The organism is Polynucleobacter sp. AP-Ainpum-60-G11, assembly GCF_018688375.1.
In the GTDB taxonomy this organism is placed as follows: Bacteria; Pseudomonadota; Gammaproteobacteria; order Burkholderiales; family Burkholderiaceae; genus Polynucleobacter.
The window spans coordinates 299,023-317,342 of the sequence record NZ_CP061318.1; the positions used below are offsets into that span (position 1 = coordinate 299,023).

General features: G+C 33.3%; 18 protein-coding genes. All 18 read left to right on the top strand.

Annotated features, from left to right (window positions below; translation table 11 throughout):
* The 18 genes from FD971_RS01605 to FD971_RS01690 all read left to right on the top strand — a co-directional run bounded on the left by FD971_RS01605 (nt 1) and on the right by FD971_RS01690 (nt 18,316).
* Nucleotides 1–975, top strand: coding sequence for an NAD(P)-dependent oxidoreductase (locus FD971_RS01605; RefSeq protein WP_215334382.1), 975 nt, complete (start codon nt 1–3; stop codon nt 973–975).
* Entirely contained in the window at nt 968–1,852 is an 885-nt protein-coding gene (locus FD971_RS01610; RefSeq protein WP_215334383.1) for an NAD(P)-dependent oxidoreductase, read from the top strand. Before FD971_RS01605 ends, FD971_RS01610 begins: the two co-directional genes overlap by 8 nt.
* Nucleotides 1,849–2,697: an FkbM family methyltransferase gene (locus FD971_RS01615; protein ID WP_215334384.1), complete on the top strand. Its 849-nt coding sequence runs from the start codon at nt 1,849–1,851 to the stop codon at nt 2,695–2,697. The genes FD971_RS01610 and FD971_RS01615 overlap by 4 nt, the downstream gene beginning before the upstream one ends.
* A complete protein-coding gene (locus tag FD971_RS01620; protein ID WP_215334385.1) occupies nt 2,661–3,308 on the top strand; it encodes an HAD family hydrolase in 648 nt (215 codons plus the stop codon). The genes FD971_RS01615 and FD971_RS01620 overlap by 37 nt, the downstream gene beginning before the upstream one ends.
* Nucleotides 3,309–3,312: 4 nt before the next feature.
* The gene (locus tag FD971_RS01625; RefSeq protein ID WP_215334386.1) at nt 3,313–4,068 is read left to right on the top strand and encodes an HpcH/HpaI aldolase/citrate lyase family protein; all 756 of its coding nucleotides are present in this window, start codon (nt 3,313–3,315) and stop codon (nt 4,066–4,068) included.
* Nucleotides 4,061–4,831, top strand: coding sequence for a hypothetical protein (locus FD971_RS01630; protein WP_215334387.1), 771 nt, complete (start codon nt 4,061–4,063; stop codon nt 4,829–4,831). The genes FD971_RS01625 and FD971_RS01630 overlap by 8 nt, the downstream gene beginning before the upstream one ends.
* A complete protein-coding gene (kdsB, locus tag FD971_RS01635) occupies nt 4,821–5,573 on the top strand; it encodes a 3-deoxy-manno-octulosonate cytidylyltransferase (RefSeq protein ID WP_215334388.1) in 753 nt (250 codons plus the stop codon). Before FD971_RS01630 ends, kdsB begins: the two co-directional genes overlap by 11 nt.
* A 4-nt stretch (nt 5,574–5,577) precedes the next feature.
* On the top strand, nt 5,578–7,446 hold the full coding sequence (locus FD971_RS01640; RefSeq protein ID WP_215334389.1) for a TIGR04326 family surface carbohydrate biosynthesis protein: 1,869 nt from the start codon (nt 5,578–5,580) through the stop codon (nt 7,444–7,446).
* Nucleotides 7,427–8,758 (top strand): DegT/DnrJ/EryC1/StrS family aminotransferase, encoded by a 1,332-nt coding sequence (locus FD971_RS01645; protein ID WP_215334390.1) that lies wholly within the window; start codon nt 7,427–7,429, stop codon nt 8,756–8,758. Before FD971_RS01640 ends, FD971_RS01645 begins: the two co-directional genes overlap by 20 nt.
* Nucleotides 8,759–8,792: 34 nt before the next feature.
* A complete protein-coding gene (rfbG, locus tag FD971_RS01650; RefSeq protein WP_251368694.1) occupies nt 8,793–9,851 on the top strand; it encodes a CDP-glucose 4,6-dehydratase in 1,059 nt (352 codons plus the stop codon).
* Between the two features lie 3 nt (nt 9,852–9,854).
* Nucleotides 9,855–10,301 carry a dTDP-4-dehydrorhamnose 3,5-epimerase gene (locus FD971_RS01655; protein WP_215334392.1) on the top strand — a complete coding sequence of 149 codons (447 nt, stop codon included), beginning with the start codon at nt 9,855–9,857 and terminating at the stop codon, nt 10,299–10,301.
* Nucleotides 10,298–11,059, top strand: a complete 762-nt coding sequence (gene rfbF / locus FD971_RS01660; RefSeq protein ID WP_215334393.1) for a glucose-1-phosphate cytidylyltransferase — start codon at nt 10,298–10,300, stop codon at nt 11,057–11,059. The genes FD971_RS01655 and rfbF overlap by 4 nt, the downstream gene beginning before the upstream one ends.
* Nucleotides 11,037–12,182, top strand: coding sequence for a DegT/DnrJ/EryC1/StrS aminotransferase family protein (locus tag FD971_RS01665; RefSeq protein WP_251368655.1), 1,146 nt, complete (start codon nt 11,037–11,039; stop codon nt 12,180–12,182). The genes rfbF and FD971_RS01665 overlap by 23 nt, the downstream gene beginning before the upstream one ends.
* Nucleotides 12,182–13,084 carry a glycosyltransferase gene (locus FD971_RS01670; RefSeq protein ID WP_215334394.1) on the top strand — a complete coding sequence of 301 codons (903 nt, stop codon included), beginning with the start codon at nt 12,182–12,184 and terminating at the stop codon, nt 13,082–13,084. The genes FD971_RS01665 and FD971_RS01670 overlap by 1 nt, the downstream gene beginning before the upstream one ends.
* 10 nt (nt 13,085–13,094) lie before the next feature.
* A complete protein-coding gene (locus FD971_RS01675) occupies nt 13,095–13,868 on the top strand; it encodes a glycosyltransferase family 2 protein (RefSeq protein WP_215334395.1) in 774 nt (257 codons plus the stop codon).
* A 403-nt stretch (nt 13,869–14,271) separates the two neighbouring features.
* A complete protein-coding gene (locus FD971_RS01680; protein ID WP_215334396.1) occupies nt 14,272–15,264 on the top strand; it encodes a hypothetical protein in 993 nt (330 codons plus the stop codon).
* Nucleotides 15,261–17,138, top strand: coding sequence for a B12-binding domain-containing radical SAM protein (locus FD971_RS01685; protein ID WP_256442901.1), 1,878 nt, complete (start codon nt 15,261–15,263; stop codon nt 17,136–17,138). Before FD971_RS01680 ends, FD971_RS01685 begins: the two co-directional genes overlap by 4 nt.
* Nucleotides 17,139–17,200: 62 nt before the next feature.
* Nucleotides 17,201–18,316 (top strand): Gfo/Idh/MocA family protein, encoded by a 1,116-nt coding sequence (locus tag FD971_RS01690; protein WP_215334398.1) that lies wholly within the window; start codon nt 17,201–17,203, stop codon nt 18,314–18,316.
* Nucleotides 18,317–18,320 lie beyond the last annotated feature (4 nt).

Consider the following 18,320-nt stretch of genomic DNA (forward strand, 5'->3'; position numbering starts at 1 on the left):
ATGAACATATTAATTACAACTGCACCATTTGGGAAGGAAAATATAACGCCAATCCAACTTTTGGATAAGGAGAATGCAAAGTATTTTATTAACCCTTATGGAAGAAAACTGAGTGAAAAAGAATTAATTGATCTGGTTCCTGAATTTGACATAATAATTGCAGGTACTGAAAAAATAGGTATAGATGTATTTAATGCTGCAAGATCACTGAAACTTATTTCAAGAGTCGGCGTTGGATTAGATGGAATAGATTTGGTAGCAGCAAAGAAAAATAATGTACTCATAAGCTATACGCCTGATGCTCCAGCCCCCGCGGTTGCAGAACTTACGCTTGGGTTGACTTATTCTCTAATACGAAATATACATATGGCAAATGTGGATATGCATAGATCTCTTTGGAAGAGATATTTTGGAAAAAGGCTTTGTGATTGTAAGATCGGTATAATTGGCGTAGGCCGAATCGGTAATAAAGTCGCAAATCTTTATGCTGCAAATGGTGCGCAAACAATATTATTAAATGATCTAAAAGTAGATCAAGATAAATTTAATAAATTTCAATGGGTTGATAAAGAAATAATTTATAAGGATGCTGACATTATTACATTACATTTACCTTATACGAATATAACCAAAGATTTAATTGGTGCTAAAGAGTTGTCAATGATGAAGCCTGAGGCTGTAATTATCAATACTGCTAGAGGTGGGATTATTAACGAGAATGCCTTAATTCAAGCTTTAAAAGACAAGATGATCCATGGAGCTGCAATTGATGTTTTCGAAAATGAACCTTACGTTGGTGAGCTATCACAGCTTGATAATTGTATCTTGACGGCACATATGGGTTCTATGTCAAAAGACTGCAGGGCAAAAATGGAAATTGAGGCAACGGAAGAGGCGATAAGGTATTTACGGGGGGACCCATTGAAAAATTTAATACCTGATTTTTATTTCCAATCGGACCTTGTTCATGAGTAAGATATGCGTCATTGGTGGATCTGGGTTTTTGGGAAGTCATGTTTCTGATGCCCTAACTAATTTAGGACATCAAGTAACGATATTTGATGAGCATTACTCTAGATGGAGTAATAAAAATCAAAAATTTATACAAGGTAATTTGCTTGATAGAAGTAAGCTTGAAGAAGCAATAGAAGGCTGTCAATATGTATATAATTTTGCTGCTATATCTGATCTGAACGATGCAAAAAATAAAGCTATTGAAACTATTGAGGTAAATATACTTGGTAATGCTTATGTGTTGGAGCTTTGTAGAAAGCACAATATTTCAAGATTTGTATATGCAAGTACTGTTTACGTTCAAAGTAGAGAAGGTGGGTTTTACGGATGCAGCAAAAGGGCGGCCGAAGAATACATTATTGAATATGAAAAGTGCTATGGCCTTGACTACACTATATTAAGATACGGGTCCCTTTACGGTCCCAGGGCGAATAAAGCAAATGGGTTGTTTCGCATCATAGAAAGAGCATTAGACACGGGATTTTTGCAGTATGAAGGTAGCCCCGAGAGTATGCGTGAATTTATACACGTATACGATGCTGCTGAAGCTAGTGCAGCAGCGCTGGAAGAGAAGTTTAAAAATCAAAGCGTTGTTCTAACAGGGCAAGAGGCAATGAAAATTGCTGACTTGCTAAGTATGCTTGCAGAAATTATTGGGTTTAATCAAAATAGCATTAAATTCATCAATGATTATCAATCGGGTCACTATATAAGAACTCCATATGCGTATTTGCCAAAAATTGGTAAAAAGTATGTTCCGCCAATGCATGTTGATTTAGGGCAAGGCCTATTAGAGCTAATTGAATATGTGGTGAATAGTAAAGACAAAAATAAATGAAGAAACTAATAAAAAATCTTATACAAAATATAATTAGGATTGGGGGTTATACAAAATTAGGAAAGTTTCTGTATGAATCAATAATAATTTTTCAAACAAATAATTATTCTGACGTAAGGCATAGAAATTTAGATTTCAAATTCTTGATCTCAAATCAGTTGAATAAATTTAGAGTTGAAACATTTTCTACAAAGGAGCCTGAAACACTAGAGTGGATTGATGCAATGGAAGATGGCTCAGTTCTGTGGGACGTGGGAGCAAACATAGGTCTGTACTCATGTTATGCAGCAAAAGCAAAAAAATGCAATGTATACGCATTTGAACCTTCAGTGTTTAATCTAGAGAGTTTGGCAAAAAACATATATATAAATAGTTTGGAAGACAGCATAAGAATAGTCCCAATTCCATTAACTAATAGTAAAAAATTTGACTACTTAAATATGGGCACAGAATCTTGGGGTGGAGCTCTTTCGTCATTTGGTGAAAATTATGGGTGGGATGGTAAGCCCATAAAAAAGATATTCAACTATCAGTTATTGGGTATGAGTATTGATGAAATTATTGAACTCTTAAAAATACAGAATCCTGATTATATTAAAATTGACGTAGATGGAATTGAGCACTTAATTCTTGAGGGAGCTGCTAAAACTTTAAAGAATGTAAGAAGTATTTTGATAGAAGTAAATGATAATTTTTACGAACAATCAAATAAATGTAATGAATATTTGCTCGGGGCTGGATTTGTAATGATAGAAAAAAGGCATTCTGAAATGTTTAATTCAATCGAATCATTTGGGGGAGGGGTGGTGTGGAATCAAATATGGGCGAGAGAGAGTATGAAATAATCAAAAATTCAGAGATTATTTTTTGGGATTTTGATGGTGTAATTAAGGATAGTGTAAATGCAAAAGCTCAAGCCTTTGCCAATTTATTTATAGACTATAGTGTTGAAACGCAAAATAAAATAATCAACCACCATATTTTTAATGCTGGGGTTTCACGGGATGAAAAAATAAAGCAATACATTAGATGGACTGGCAGAGAGCCGAATGAAGAAATAATTAAATTATATACAGACAAATATTCAACTGAAGTGGTGCGTAAGGTTATTGAATCACCATGGGTACCTGGAGTAATAGATTTCCTTAGAAAAGATGTGGTAAAAAAATATAATATATTGTTAACTGCTACACCACATCATGAAATCTTATTGATATTAAAATTATTAAATATCCATAAATTTTTTTTCCAAATTTATGGATACCCTACAGTGAAAGAATTAGCAATGGCTGAATTTATAAAATCAACTAAGGCTGATTCTAATAAGTGTGTAATGATCGGCGATTCAATTGGAGATATGAGGGCTGCAAAATCAAATAATATATCGTTTATATTGAGAAGTACAAAATATAACTCAAGTATTAATTCTAAATATAGAGTTAACAATTTTTTATAACTATATGAATAAATATAATTCGTGCAAATTAATTAGAGAAAAACTAAAAAATAATACTCCATCAATCGGAGGTTGGATTCAAATTCCACACCCTTCAATTGCTGAGATTATGGGTCAATCAGGATATGACTGGGTGGCTATAGACATGGAGCATGGCTCAATTTCAAGGGATCAATTACCTGACCTTTTTAGGGCATTGGAACTTGGCGGAACATTACCATTAGTGAGGTTGGGATCACATTCGGAGCAAGAATGCAGGTCAGCTTTAGATGCAGGAGCTGCCGGTGTTATTATTCCAAAAATTCAAAGTGCTAAGCAGCTGCAAGATTTAATTGTAAGATGTTGTTGGCCACCAGCAGGGGAAAGAGGAGTTGCATTTTCTCGTGCAAATTTGTTTGGCAAGAACTTCAATGATTATTTTCTAGAGTCCCAAACACCGTTAATTATTGCGATGATAGAAGATAAAATAGGTCTAGAAAAAATTGATGAAATTTTAAATGTAAAAGGACTAGATGCTATATTTGTAGGGCCGTATGATTTATCAGCATCACTTGGGATAATTGGTGATTTTAAAAACCCTAAATTTATAAATGCAATGAATGTTATTAAAACTAAGGCTAAAGATTATTCTATTCCTTCGGGTGTTCATGTTGTAGAGGCATCGAAGGATGAGTTGGAAAATAGGATAAATGAGGGGTACAAATTTATAGCTTATTCAATTGATTCTGTCATTTTGAGATGCGGTGCTAAATTTGATTAGAAAAATTACTGCACACTATGAAAATGGCGACGTAAAATTTTTAGGAGATTCCCTGAATTGTGGACATGACTTCTTATTGAAGTCAAATTCTAAAATTCAAGATGCTGAATACATTCTTTTTTTTGATTCAAGAGGTATCAGTAAATCGTATGAAACTTCATTAATCAAAAGAATTGAAGAGTATTTAATTCAGAATAAGAAAAAATATCTAGCAATAGTACGTCCATTGGAATTAACTACATGGTCAACCTTAGTCAATTTTCTTAGGCTTAATAAAGTCAGCGCAAAAAATATAATCACAAACATGGGTTTTGTCGATTTTACACCCAAAAAATATTCCGTAATATGGGATGTTCTTCGGCAAGCAGAATCAATATTAGATGGTGGAGCAAAATGTCAAACAGTAGAGGTGGGACGGTCACTATCTTCGAGTGGTCAGATGATAACTTTACATGAAATAATTTATCCAAGCGAATTTAAAATTGCAGTTCAAAATTCATTAAGAGATTTTAATTGTTATGTATTTTCAACCCCAGAAATAAAAAAAGATATACAAATTGAACGAGCGAGACCTAATATTTTTTATTCATCAATACGCCTTACCAATAAATTTAATTTAAGCCTTAAAGCCATTGAATTAATAGAGTTACCGGAATTTAATGAGCAATTCACGTATGATGCCGTCCACTATACCGATGCTGGAAATATGAAGATATTTGAAATATTTCTAGATTATTTTAAGGGGAAAAATAATGTCAAATAAGTTAAAAATTGTAGCCATTATTCCAGCAAGAATGGGTAGTAGCAGGTTTCCAGGAAAGCCACTGGCCCTATTAGGTCGAATGCCTATGATTGGAGTAGTTTATAAAAATGTAGAAAAGTCACCCCTTCTCTCTAGAGTAGTGGTCGCAACTTGCGATCAAGAGATATATGAATATGTTCAATCAATTAATGGAAAAGCGATTATGACTAGTCCAGAACATGAGAGGGCATCTGATAGATGTGCTGAGGCATTAATTAAATTAGAGGTGGAGGAGGGGAAAAGGTACGACATTGTAGTGATGGTTCAGGGTGATGAGCCATTGATTAATGAACAAATGATTGAGCAAGCATTGAGCCCAATGCTAGACAATGAATCAATAAATGTTACTAATCTGGTTGGAAGAATAAAAACAATAGAAGAATTTGAGGACCGGAATTGCATCAAGGTTGTATGTGATGTTAATAATTACGCACTTTATTTCTCTAGGGAGCCAATACCAACATTAGCAAGGATAAAAAATGTGGCTCTTGGTAAGCAGATCTGTGTTATTCCATTCAGAAGAGACTATTTATTGAAGTACACTGAAATGAAGCCAACCCCATTGGAAATATGTGAATCAATAGATATGTTGCGAGTTATAGAGCATGGTGATAAGGTTTATATGGCATCAACTGAGTACGAGTGCCAGTCGGTAGATACCCCACAAGATCTTGAGAAGGTTAGGCGACTATTAAATCTGTAGATATATGAAGAAAAGTAACCTTCATATTTGGGATCAATATGAGCAAGAGCCTTTAGGGGATGATGATGTAGTTCTTCTATGGTCTAAATTCCCAAGGTCCAATGATGAGCGGACTTTATCGATATTAGACATTGTTGAAGGTGATGCTGAAAACTTAAGAAGTCGATATTTGAAGTGGATTAACGATATCCCAAATATTAAATATAGGCAGTCTTCCTTATTCAACGAGCTAAAAAATAAAGGAGAAATTAATTACTGGTGGCTCACTTATTTTTTTGAAAAATGTAACTACGCTAAATCTAAACAAATAAATGATGTAATTAAGATATTAGCATTAGAGGATTGGTTAAGAAATAATCAGTTTGCCTTGATAAAAGTTAAATTATCAAACAGAAATCTAACTGAAGTTTTAAAGAAATATTTCGAACAAAAAAAAATTAATCATGAAATAAACAATTTTGAGAAAAGTAAAATAGACGCAAATATTGTTTTTTCTAAATATAAAAAAATTCCAGCTGAAATGAGAGCCGTTATGTGGCTTTTTCTTTATTTAATCAAAAGAAATTCATTGAGAGGCATTGGAGTAAAAAAGTGGGTTGAAAATAAAAATAAAATTCTTTTTGCTACATATTTTGATAATTTTGAAGATGATAATTTTCAAATTCATAGATTTAAAAGTAGATATTGGGGTAATCTTACTGATTTAATTCACGGTATAAATTATTTACATATTTATGATGTAAGTAGTCAAGTAAAAAACATCAATTCAGCAAAAAAAATCTCAAAAAAATTTAATGAAAATAGTGATGATGCCCACTGCTTTCCTGAATCATTTTTATGTTTAAGAGTTATTTTTGATGTTGTAACTGATTGGCTAATTATTAGAAAAAAATATGAGCCCATTGAAAATAATCTACCAATGGTAGATGGCTCTCTAATACAGTTTGGGCTTCTATTTGAGGGTGAATGGAAAGAAACTCTTATTGGCCCAGTTGCTATGCATAATTTAATGACTTATCATTTAATAAAAAAAGCTATAAGTAATTTAACTTCGCAAAAAATTGGATTCTATTTGCTCGAGGGTCAAGCATGGGAAAGAGGGCTCAACTTTATTTGGGAAAAATTAGGGAATCAAAAGCTAGTCGGTTTTGCCCACTCTACAATTAGATTTTGGGATTTCAGATATTTTATTGATTTTAAAAATTATGAATCAAGCATTGCAAATGATTTAAGACTTCCAGATTATTTTGCAATAAATGGCCCTATTGCTTTTAATATGATTGAAGAAAGTGGTTATCCAAGAGAAAAAATTACTAAAGTTGAGGCTATTAGATATCAATATCTAGATGGCTATAGGAAAAAAGTAACGAATTTTATCGGCAATTCTGAGATAAAAATTATGATTGTATGTGAGTATCTAGACTGCAACTCAACCCAATTGGTAGAGGTAGTCAAGGATTCGCTGCGACACTTTAAAAATAAGGCAAGATTATTCCTAAAACCACATCCTAATAGCCGTATTAATTACCAAGATCGACAATATGATGAATTCTATATAGTTGATGGCCCATTCGAGAATAATGCACGTGAAGTAGATATTATAATATGTGGGAGTGTAACCTCAGCTGCATTGGAAGCATACTCAATGAATATTCCAGTAATATGTCTATTGGATTCATCATCACTTAATTTGAGTCCTATACGAAATTTAAAAAATACTATATTTATAAAAAATTCCAATGATTTATTGACGGCGCTTGAAAATTTTCAGTCGAATAAACATCTCTGCAATGAAAATCTCTTTTATGTTGATGAAAATCTAACGAAGTGGAAATCACTTTTAACAAAATGCGATGTTGAGTATTTTGAATAAATTATTATTAAAATTAACAACAATGGCATTGCTTCCAATAAATAATTATTTTTATGGATTTATTGCAGGACACGACTATATCGGAAATCTTGGCTTAATTAGATTAAGACGAATTGTTGGTATAAATTCTTCAAAAATAAATAGAAAATTTGAGCAAAAATTTGCAAAATTAATTGGTCCAGGTGATGCGGTATCATTTGCCTCAGGAAGAATGGCGTTTTATGCATTATTAAAATCATTTGGAATTGGTCCGGGTGATGAAGTTATTCTTCCTGGGTTTACTTGTTCTGTAATGGTTAATGCCATTCTCCGCACAGGTGCAAAACCAGTATATTCCGACATAGATACAGCAACATACGGCTCATATTTGGAGGGCATTGAAAAGGTATTCTCTGCAAATACAAAAGTAATTGTTGCACAACACTCATTTGGAATTCCCTGTGATATTTGCCCAATAGTTGAATTTGCAAATAGAAATGGAGTATTTTTGATCGAAGATTGTGCGCTAACAGTTTCTTCGGAAAAAAATGGAATAAGAGTTGGTAATTTTGGAAATGCTGCAATTTTTTCTACTGATCATAGCAAGCCAATTAATACTCTTATAGGTGGCCTTGCTTATACCAGCAATTCAGATTTATATAAAAAATTAAGAGCACAGGAATTGGTGGCGGATGAAATTAGTTTAAATATGCAGAGGCTTCTATGGTTTAGATTTAGAATTGAAAGACTATTTTATAATCCTAGAACTTATAAATGGATAAATTATTTAAATTTAATTTTAAAATTAATTAGTTTAATATACCCGATTAGGGACTCTTATCTAAAAGATAACACGAACTCTATATCTATTAAAAATATAAGTTATGAATATCCTGCAAGGATGCCATCATTTCTAGCATATCTTGGGTTAATTGAAATTAATCGTTGGGCAAAGCAGGTAAATGTTAGGTCTAATAATTTTGAAATGGCTAGAAAAGTTCTGGAAAAATTTAGTGACAGCATATCTTTTCCTGATGCTTATTTTGATTCAACTCTGAAAATAATACCCTTAAGATTTGTTTGGTTGGATTCAGATGCTACCCTATTTAAAAACAAAATACGCGATATCGTAGATACTCCATGGATATGGTTTATCAGTCCAATAGTTGGGTCGGACATAAGTATTGATGAATTTCAATACAACCGCGGATCCTGCCCAAACTCTGAGTCGGTTGGAAAACAAATAATTAACATTCCTTGCAACATAAGTCAAATTGACTTTACTAATTTGCTAACTATGCTTGAAAAAATCTATACAATTAATGATAAATAGCTATGTAATTTGATAATGGGAATCTTTTGTGGATATGAATATTTTTAATTCTAAAAAAGTATTAATTACAGGCAACACTGGATTTAAGGGAAGCTGGTTAACTGCCTGGCTAATTAAAAAGGGGGCAAACGTAACCGGTTATTCGAATAATATTCCAACCAATCCCTCCCACTACCTTTGTGCAAATTTAGATAAAAGTTTGGTGCAAATTTTTGGCGATATTAGAAATGCTGAGCATGTCAAAAAAACAATTTTAGAATTAAGACCGGATTATATTTTCCATTTAGCCGCGCAGCCCTTGGTAAAGGAGTCTTATAAAAACCCAAAAGAGACTTTTGAGGTTAACGCGATTGGAACTTTAAATGTGCTTGAGGGTTTAAGACATTTGGAATCACCATGCAGTGTAGTCTTAGTTACAAGCGATAAAGTCTACTACAACCAGGAACAAATTTGGGGATATCGTGAAAATGATTCAATAGGGGGGAGTGATCCTTACAGTGCATCAAAAGGTGCTGCCGAACTAATCATTAAGAGTTATATAAATTCATACTTCCAAAATTCAGATATTCGTATTGGAATATGTAGGGCCGGCAATGTTATCGGTGGAGGAGATTGGGCTGAAGATAGAATCGTGCCCGATATAGCTAGGTCTTGGGCAAGTAATAAAGTAGTTAATATAAGAAATCCAAATGCAACGAGACCTTGGCAACATGTATTGGAGCCGCTTTATGGTTACTTAATATTGGCAAATAAGCTCGCTCATGAAAAAGATATTTCTGGCGAGGCATATAATTTTGGACCAACAGCAGATCAAAACTATACTGTAAAAGACCTTCTATTAAGCTTTCAAAAAATATTGCCATCACTTCAATGGGAGCTGGGGGATTGCATAAATGTATCAGAAGCATCCTTATTAAAATTATGCTGCGATAAATCTTTGAGCATGCTTGGTTGGAAGCCAAGACTTTCAATCGAGCAAAATATCACTTTAACGGCTGAATGGTATAAGAAATTTTACCAGGGAAAAGACAGCATGATTGAGATCACTGAAAGTCAAATTGATCTTTATGAAAAAATTGTTGAAGGGAGATAAGGAATGAGTGAGATGGAAGGTATTTTTTTTAACTCATTGCAAAAAAAAATATCCAATGGAGGACATGTATGTCATGGTTTAAAAAGTAGTGACGATTCATTTTGTGGATATGGAGAGGCTTATTTTTCAGTGATAAAAGGCTTAACAATTCGCCCTTGGAAGCTGCACAATTTAATGACTTTAAACTTAATTGTAATATTGGGTGAGGTTAAGTTTGTTGTAGCTGATTTACGTAACAACTCAAATACTATTGGTCAAACACGTGAATTTATCTTAAATGATAATGATAGATATGGGAGATTGACAGTATATCCAGGTATTTGGGTTGCAATGCAGGGAAACACAATCGGGAAAAATATTATTTTAAATATTGCGAATATTGAACACAGTGAAGATGAAATTGTCAGAGAAGGCATAGATTTTATTAACCATGATTGGGGAAGAGAGTGAAGGTTGTAATATTGGCTGGCGGCTTTGGAACTAGGCTAGGTGAGTTGACTGACATCATACCCAAACCAATGATTCAAATAGGTGGTATTCCTATCATTGAGCATATCATGACTCGATACGCTCGATTTGGTTATAAAGAATTTATAGTGGCGTTGGGCTATAAGGCTGAGGTTATCAAAGAATATTTTTTAAAGTATGCAAACACCAGGAGCGACTTCACTGTAGATCTTCAATCTGGTGAAATACATTTACATAGTATTCCAAGGCATGATTGGAAAATTACCTTGGTAAGCACAGGTCTAGATACGATGACTGGAGGAAGAGTTAAAAGACTGAAGGAGTACATTGGCGATTCTACATTTATGCTTACATATGGAGATGGTTTATCAAATATAGATATTTCACAGTTAGTTAAGTTTCATAAGGAACATAAAAAAAGAGTAACTGTTTCTGCTGTTCGCCCGGTAGCTAGATTTGGTGAGCTAAATATAGATGGAATAAATGTAGTTGGATTTAAAGAAAAACCACAAACAACTGCAGGATGGGTTAATGGCGGTTTTTTTGTAATAGAACCTGAATTTATAAATACGATAATTAGTGACGATACGGTTTTAGAATCATATCCATTGGAATTGGCGGCAAAGGAGGGTCAATTAATGGCATATCTTCATGAGGGATTTTGGCAGTGTATGGATACGATCCGAGATAAAAATTACCTTGAAAAGATATGGGGGGATGGAAATGCACCATGGGCATAAAACCAGGATGAATCTAATTAGGCTCTCAAAAAGTTCCGTAGGTAATGAAGAGATAAGGGCTGTTACTCAGGTATTAAGAGAAGGTTACCTGGGCATGGGTGAGCAGGTAAAACAATTTGAAATTAATCTTGAAAAGTTCTTTGGAAGAAAAGTGCTTTGCGTATCAACGGGAACATCGGCCCTGCAGTTAGCATTGCAAGCATGTGGTATCGGTAGTGGGGATGAAGTAATCGTCCCTTCGCTTACATATATTGCTTCATTTCAAGCTATATCCGCCACAGGGGCAAAGCCAGTCGCCTGTGATGTTGATGCCTCATCTTTAATAATCGATTCTAATGACGTCGAAAAAAGAATTACCAAAAAAACAAGGGCAATAATGCCTGTTCATTATTCGGGGGGTGTCGGTGAATTGGAAAAAATATATAGCATTGCAAAAAAGTATAAGTTGAGAGTGATCGAGGATGCGGCGCACGCATTTGGCACTATTCACAAAAATCAGCTGGTGGGATCATTTGGCGACATTGTTTGTTTTAGTTTTGACGGAATAAAAAATATAACTAGTGGCGAGGGGGGCTGTGTTGTTTCAAATGATAAAAAGCTAATGAAGGTAATAGAGGATTTAAGGTTATTGGGAGTGGAGAATGACTCAGCAAATAGATATAAAAACATTAGAAGTTGGAGCTTCGATGTAAAGCATCTAGGCTGGAGATACCATATGAGTAATATTATGGCGTCAATAGGAATGGTGCAGTTGAAAAAATTTGAAAAGCTGAGCCAAAAAAGACAAGCATTAGCTAAAAGATATGATGATAAGTTGAGGGGGATTGGAAATGTGCTACCCCTTAGTAGAGATTACGATTTTGTAGTTCCTCATATATATGTAATTATTTTGAGTAAAAAAATAAATAGATCGCTATTAATGACGTGTTTATTGAAGCTGGGAATACAAACCGGTATACATTATTACCCAAACCATTTGCTTACATTATTTAAATCTGCATATAAATTAAAAAATACCGAGGATATCCATCAAAGAATACTAACGCTCCCCCTGCACCCGGAAATGAAATTAAAAGATATTGATTATATTTGTAGTCAGCTAGAATCCATCGTAAGAAATTAATGTCGCAGATTACACCCCCGTTAGTCAGCATAATCATAAATTGCTTCAACGGTGAAAAATACCTAAGGGATGCATTAGATAGCGTGCTCAACCAAAGTTATCGGAATTGGGAGATAATTTTCTTTGATAATTGCTCGACAGATCAGAGCGAAGAAATTTTTAAAAGCTACACAGACTCAAGGTTAAAATATTATAAAGCTAATGATCATATAAGCTCATTATATGAGGCCAGAAACCGAGCTATAGATTGTGCAAATGGTGAGTATTTTGCATTCCTGGATGTAGACGATTGGTGGGAATCTGAAAAGCTTTTTGAACAAATGTACGCATTTAAAGATCAGAGTATCGGATTAGTATGCTCTAATTTTTATATAATAAATGAAGTTACAGGAAGAACTAAAAAAAGATTCAAAAAAAATATAGATAACGAGATTAATATAAATACACTTTTAAAGTCGTATTATGTAGGCTTATTGACTATCGTTGTCAGTAGACGTGTATATGAGTCTCTAGAAAAAAAATTTGATCCAAGATTTCATATTATAGGTGATTTTGATTTTGTATTGAGAGTTTTGGAGCATTCCAGTATTAGATGCTTAAACGACCCTCTTGCATATTACCGAATACACGGCAACAATGAAACTATTAAAAGCGGTAAAAAAATTATAGAAGAATACTCAATATGGATAGAGGAATTCGAAGGAAAATATAAAAATAAATTTATGAATATAGCCCATATAAAAAATAGATTATATTTTTTTAAAAGCATAGAATATCTCATTGAAAATAACATTAATAAATGGTTATCAGAAATTGCTAAAATTAGAGATATTAATTTACTTATTAAAGCAGTAATATCATTTTTAATTCCAAAAAAATATTTATATCTTTTAAAAATATAAGGTAAATAATTTGAATGAGTTAATCTCCATAATAATTCCTATATACAGTGAAATTGATAATTCAATAGCATCAATAGAAAGTGCTTTAAATCAAACCTACCCTAAATTCGAGTTAATAATTGTAAATGACGGTTCATTAGAGAGTGATGAGAGGTTATTGTTTTGGATAAATGAAAGAGTATTAAATGGTGCATTAATAAATTACATAAAACTAAAAGATAATTTGGGCCCTGCGACAGCCAGAAATATTGGTATTAAAGAGTCAAGAGGGGAATACATAGCCTTTTTAGACTCTGATGATGTTTGGATGCCAGATAAATTAGAAGTGCAAGTAGCTATCATGAAAAAAATGGGTTGGTTTGCATCACACACATCCTATAAGAGAATTTATTCAAAATCTAAAAAAAGTAAAGTAATTCAAAGTGGGAGGTTAAACTACTCTTATTTTCGCGTGATATTTGCATGTAGGATAGCAATGCCCACTGTAATATTGAGGTCAGAGGTTTTGCAGGAGATAAGATTTAGGGATGGGCTGAGGGTTGGTGAGGATACGATGCTGTGGGCAGATCTTACTCAGATTGGCTACAACATTTATGGGCTTGATGACATAACGACAAATGTATATGTAGATGAATACACGACAGCTTTTAATTTAAAAGCTCAATTAGATGCAATTAAGGTTATCAGGAGCGGAATCAAAAATAAAAAAATTCTCTTTCTCTTTGAAATCTTTTCTATTATAAGAAAAATAAAATTACATGTTGTTAAAAAAATTAGATCATAATTATCAAAAAAAAATAATATTTAATGCTTTTAATTTTTTATTACTTTTATCATTTCTCATATCAATAATAACATGGTATTTTCTTAATTTTTTTGATAGAGGTGAGCACGTCAATTTGCTAGTATTAGATGAAACTACATTAGTAATTTCTATACTAAACTGCATAATTTTATTGGGATCGATAAGATTATGGCGATGGAGTAAAAACCCACTATTAATATATTTAATTCTCCATTTTTTTTTATTTTTTTACCTAAGACCTATTACACTTCAAATATGTCTACTCTTAAATATTGGCCATATTTCTGAAGTTTTATCAAGGGGTAATATTTCAGTAGCATCCTTTAACAGAATATATACTATTGCAATAATGGAATATGTATTTTTTTTTATTGGATTGTACTTGGGTAGAAAAAAATTTACTTATGATATAAATATTAGAAGCGTGTTAAATAGTAGGTATGAATACCAGCTAATATTTTCCAGCTATATAATGGCATTTTATATTCTTGTGTCTTCTTTTTTATTTATACTTGATTTTAAAAATAATTATTTTAATTTATTCATTGATCCGGTATTAATAATTTTATTTTTTTTTATAATAAATAAGGATAGGGGAAATAAAATTCTCTTGCGATTTTCAGCTTTTATTATTTTATTTAAAACTTTAGATGGGTCAAGGTCTGCCATTCTGTCATTGATATTTATTTGTCTAATTTTAAATAGGGATTTAGCCTTCTTTTCACTTAATGCAAAAGTTAAAAGAAATATGATTATTATATTTCTTGCTGGAATTTTACTCTATTTTATTGGTGGTTTTCTAAGGGGCCAATCTTTTTTTGAAAATCCTATACTTATTTATATATATTGGATAGCCCAAAGATTTGGAGAGCTGGACGCAACGGTTCTGATTCTAAATGACGTCGCTAATTATTCAAAAATAATAAACTTCAATTATTACATTAACAGTGTTGTTGATGGATTAATCATTGGCTCCTTAAGTGGTGTTGAAACACTAAGGGCTTCAATTGCACTTAAATCAGTGTATTTGGGTGTCGATATTAGCGAAGTTCCTTTATTGCCCTATTCATCAGATTGGATTACTATGTATGCAGATGCCTATATATTATTTGGCAAGTATTATTTGATAGCCCTAACTATAATTGGTTACACTTTTACCAAAGCTTATATATATAGTATGAGAATATCAAATACTGCGCTATCCATCTTATTGACAATAATTGTGCTTTATAGTTTTATGGGGTTCCTTAATGGCTGGGGGTTCGATTGGGAAATTCAAAGGATAATTAAATTAATTACCCTTTCTATCTTTACTATTGCCCTATCTTTTTTGATAAGCCCTATTTTGAAAAATTCAATCAAAAAAATTTCATGAATATAGCGATTTGCACTACCCCAATTCGTCCTGTCCCAACAACTTTCCCCCCTTTGGGAAGCATGGCTATCATTCAGGCATTGGAGTCAATTGGCGAGCAGGTAAGTTTTTATAATATCGACTATTTCAGGTACTCTAAGGCAGAGATAGAGGACTATTTCTGTAAAAATCAATTTGATGTTATCGGGATAAGTGCAGTGGTTTCTACTGCCTATGCCTATACAAAATTTCTGACCAATTTAATTAAAAAAGTCTCTCCCAAATCTATTGTGGTAGTTGGGGGTAATTTAGCGGCTAGTGCTGAAATTCTCCTACGATATTGCCCTGTAGACATATGTATTACTGGTGACGGTGAGATGCCAATCAAAGAGTTAATTAGTCATCTAAACGCTCATGAATACAATGTTGATAGTCTTAAAAAAATTAAAGGTCTAGTTTTTTTGGATTCAAATGGCGAGGCCTACTTTACCGGACACGGTGAAAAGTTACAGGCAGGTCAAATTTCATGGCCCGACTATAGTATTTTAGAAAGAGATGGATCAATTGACTATTTCATCTCCGACCAAATTGACAAGAGAGTTGATGGACATCAATCGGTAAATGAATTGGGCGGTAGAATAGCTACAGTTATATTAGCAAAAGGTTGCGTTGCTCGATGCACTTTTTGTCATAGGTGGGAAAGGGGCTATAGAGCAAAACCCGTAGAACAGGCTATAGCCCATATAAAATTCTTAATGCACAAATATAACGTGAGATATTTGGATATCGCAGATGAAAACTTCGGCGCCGATGTTGTCGTTACAAATGAACTTGTTGAGCAATTGGGTGCACTAAATCTCGCCTGGAGGGTTGGGGGGGTAAGGGCAAATACAGTCACCAAAGATATGCTTATTCATTGGAGAAAAAATGGATGTGCAAATGTAGAATTTGGCACGGAATCAGGAAGCCAAAAAATGCTCGACATAATGGAAAAGAAGACAACTGTTGAAACTAATATCAACGCCTTACGATGGGTTGGCGAGGCTGGATTAGGTACGATTATTCAGTTGATTATAGGGATGCCAGGCGAAAATGATGAAACTATTAAAGAGACCATTTCATTTATAAATAATGTATCAAGTGATATCAAATTTTGGAATGTTAATGAGCTAGAAAAAAATCAGATAATTGACATTCCGGAGATGCCAAGCGATAGAATAAGTATTAACTATGCGCAAGCATTACCAGGCACGCCATTATATGAATGGGCGAGAGAGAACGGCTATATTGGTAACGATGGAAAAGGTGAAGAGTCTTATTTGATGAAGATAAGCGATGTTGATGCATATTCTGAGGATCATTTTATAAATTATACTGGCCTACCTACTCTGAAGGTATTAATGTGGAGACCATGGATACTAGCTGAAATCGATGCATATCATTATAAAAAGACTTATAAAGATTCCATGAAATTAACTGAGGTATTCGGATACTATTCAAAATTTATTTATGCTCGAGTATTTATTAAAATATTAAAAAATATAAGAGACAAAATTCTTTCAAAAAAAGAAGGGGATTACTCATATATTAAAAATTCTGGATATTTTAATATTTATAAAGGATTAAAATATTCCCCTATTCTATTGTGTAATACTACTAGACCATATTTTTTTGCGCTGTTGGCAGTATTAGTAGCGTTAAAGCAGGGCAGGGGCATCGGCGAAAAATGTAAACTATTACTTGAATTATTAATGTGGAAAATAAGTGGAAGCAAGTATTCTGAGTCATCATTTAAGAAAATATCACTTCGTAAGCAAATTAGAATTGAAAAACAAGTTAATTTTATCGAAAATGTTAAGGAGGGAGACCCCTTAGAGCTAAGGGTTGGTCGTTAGTGGATTCCTTAATATCTCAAGTAAATAATTGAATTGCAATTCACCAAGTTAAGCGAGCATTTTTGAATAATTTTAAAAAACTTATAAGATTTATATTGATTTATGGGATAAGTTATACCTTATTTAAGGTGATGGGTAGGTCTCGATTTCGCTGCTTTAGTATTCGACAGCTGAGGGATGCAAATATTGGCGTAATTGGAACAGGTCAATATGCATACGCCACACTGGGCTATTGGATAAACAAGTTTTTTGGAAATAAGTTTATAGCTTGTTACGATATCGATAAATTTAATGAAAAAACCTTTAAAAATTTCTATCAAATTAAGAGCATGCATTTAAGTGCAGATGATTTAATACATTCAGAAAAAGTTAAATACGTCTACATTACATCTAATCATGCTACCCATACAGATTACGCGTTAATCGCAATTGCTGCGCAAAAGATTACTTATATTGAGAAGCCTATAAGCGTTAACGAAATCGAATTTATTAAGCTTGTAAAGGCCGTGCGCCTATCAAAGAGTGCAGTTTACGCTGGATATAACCGTCCATTTTCAAAAGTAATTAAGGCGTTAAGGTCGCATTCTATAAATGCGACCGGACCTTTTACTCTTAACTGCTTTGTTATTGGACATCATTTGGATGCCAATCATTGGTATAGGAATCCAGAGGAAGGTACCCGTGTATGTGGAAATATTGGGCATTGGGTGGATTTATCCTTGCATATTTCTGCATGGCATGGACTGCCTGATAAATGGCTAATAACATTGTCGTATGGAAGCATAAAAAGCAGAGATGAAAACTTATCCATTTGTCTAACCAGCGAAAAGGGTGATTTAATTTCAATAGTATTTTCTGCTAAAGGAGACCCGTTTGAAGGTGTTAGCGAGGCAATTAGCTATCACCAAGAGGATTTAATTTGCAAGATTGATAACTTTAGGTCAATGAGTATTTGGCAGGGCAGCAACTATAAGAAATATAGTTATTTCCCTAAAGATGCTGGGTCTGGATTGGCTTTAGCCCAACCCTTTTTAAATAAAGGGGATGGCTGGACTAAGAGGTGGGCTGAGGTGGAGAATTCTACGCTTATGCTTTTATCGATTAGAGATATGGTTCTAAAAGAAGAAAAAATTAGATCATTCTCCTTCTCGGAGGCTTGGAAAAACTTGGGAATATAGATTG

Coding starts and splice junctions, on each gene's coding strand:
- FD971_RS01605 (WP_215334382.1), top strand. CDS start 1: ATGAACATATTAATTACAACTGCACCATTTGGGAAGGAAAATATAACG.
- FD971_RS01610 (WP_215334383.1), top strand. CDS start 968: ATGAGTAAGATATGCGTCATTGGTGGATCTGGGTTTTTGGGAAGTCAT.
- FD971_RS01615 (WP_215334384.1), top strand. CDS start 1,849: ATGAAGAAACTAATAAAAAATCTTATACAAAATATAATTAGGATTGGG.
- FD971_RS01625 (WP_215334386.1), top strand. CDS start 3,313: ATGAATAAATATAATTCGTGCAAATTAATTAGAGAAAAACTAAAAAAT.
- kdsB (WP_215334388.1), top strand. CDS start 4,821: ATGTCAAATAAGTTAAAAATTGTAGCCATTATTCCAGCAAGAATGGGT.
- FD971_RS01640 (WP_215334389.1), top strand. CDS start 5,578: ATGAAGAAAAGTAACCTTCATATTTGGGATCAATATGAGCAAGAGCCT.
- FD971_RS01645 (WP_215334390.1), top strand. CDS start 7,427: ATGTTGAGTATTTTGAATAAATTATTATTAAAATTAACAACAATGGCA.
- rfbG (WP_251368694.1), top strand. CDS start 8,793: ATGAATATTTTTAATTCTAAAAAAGTATTAATTACAGGCAACACTGGA.
- FD971_RS01655 (WP_215334392.1), top strand. CDS start 9,855: ATGAGTGAGATGGAAGGTATTTTTTTTAACTCATTGCAAAAAAAAATA.
- FD971_RS01665 (WP_251368655.1), top strand. CDS start 11,037: ATGGAAATGCACCATGGGCATAAAACCAGGATGAATCTAATTAGGCTC.
- FD971_RS01670 (WP_215334394.1), top strand. CDS start 12,182: ATGTCGCAGATTACACCCCCGTTAGTCAGCATAATCATAAATTGCTTC.
- FD971_RS01685 (WP_256442901.1), top strand. CDS start 15,261: ATGAATATAGCGATTTGCACTACCCCAATTCGTCCTGTCCCAACAACT.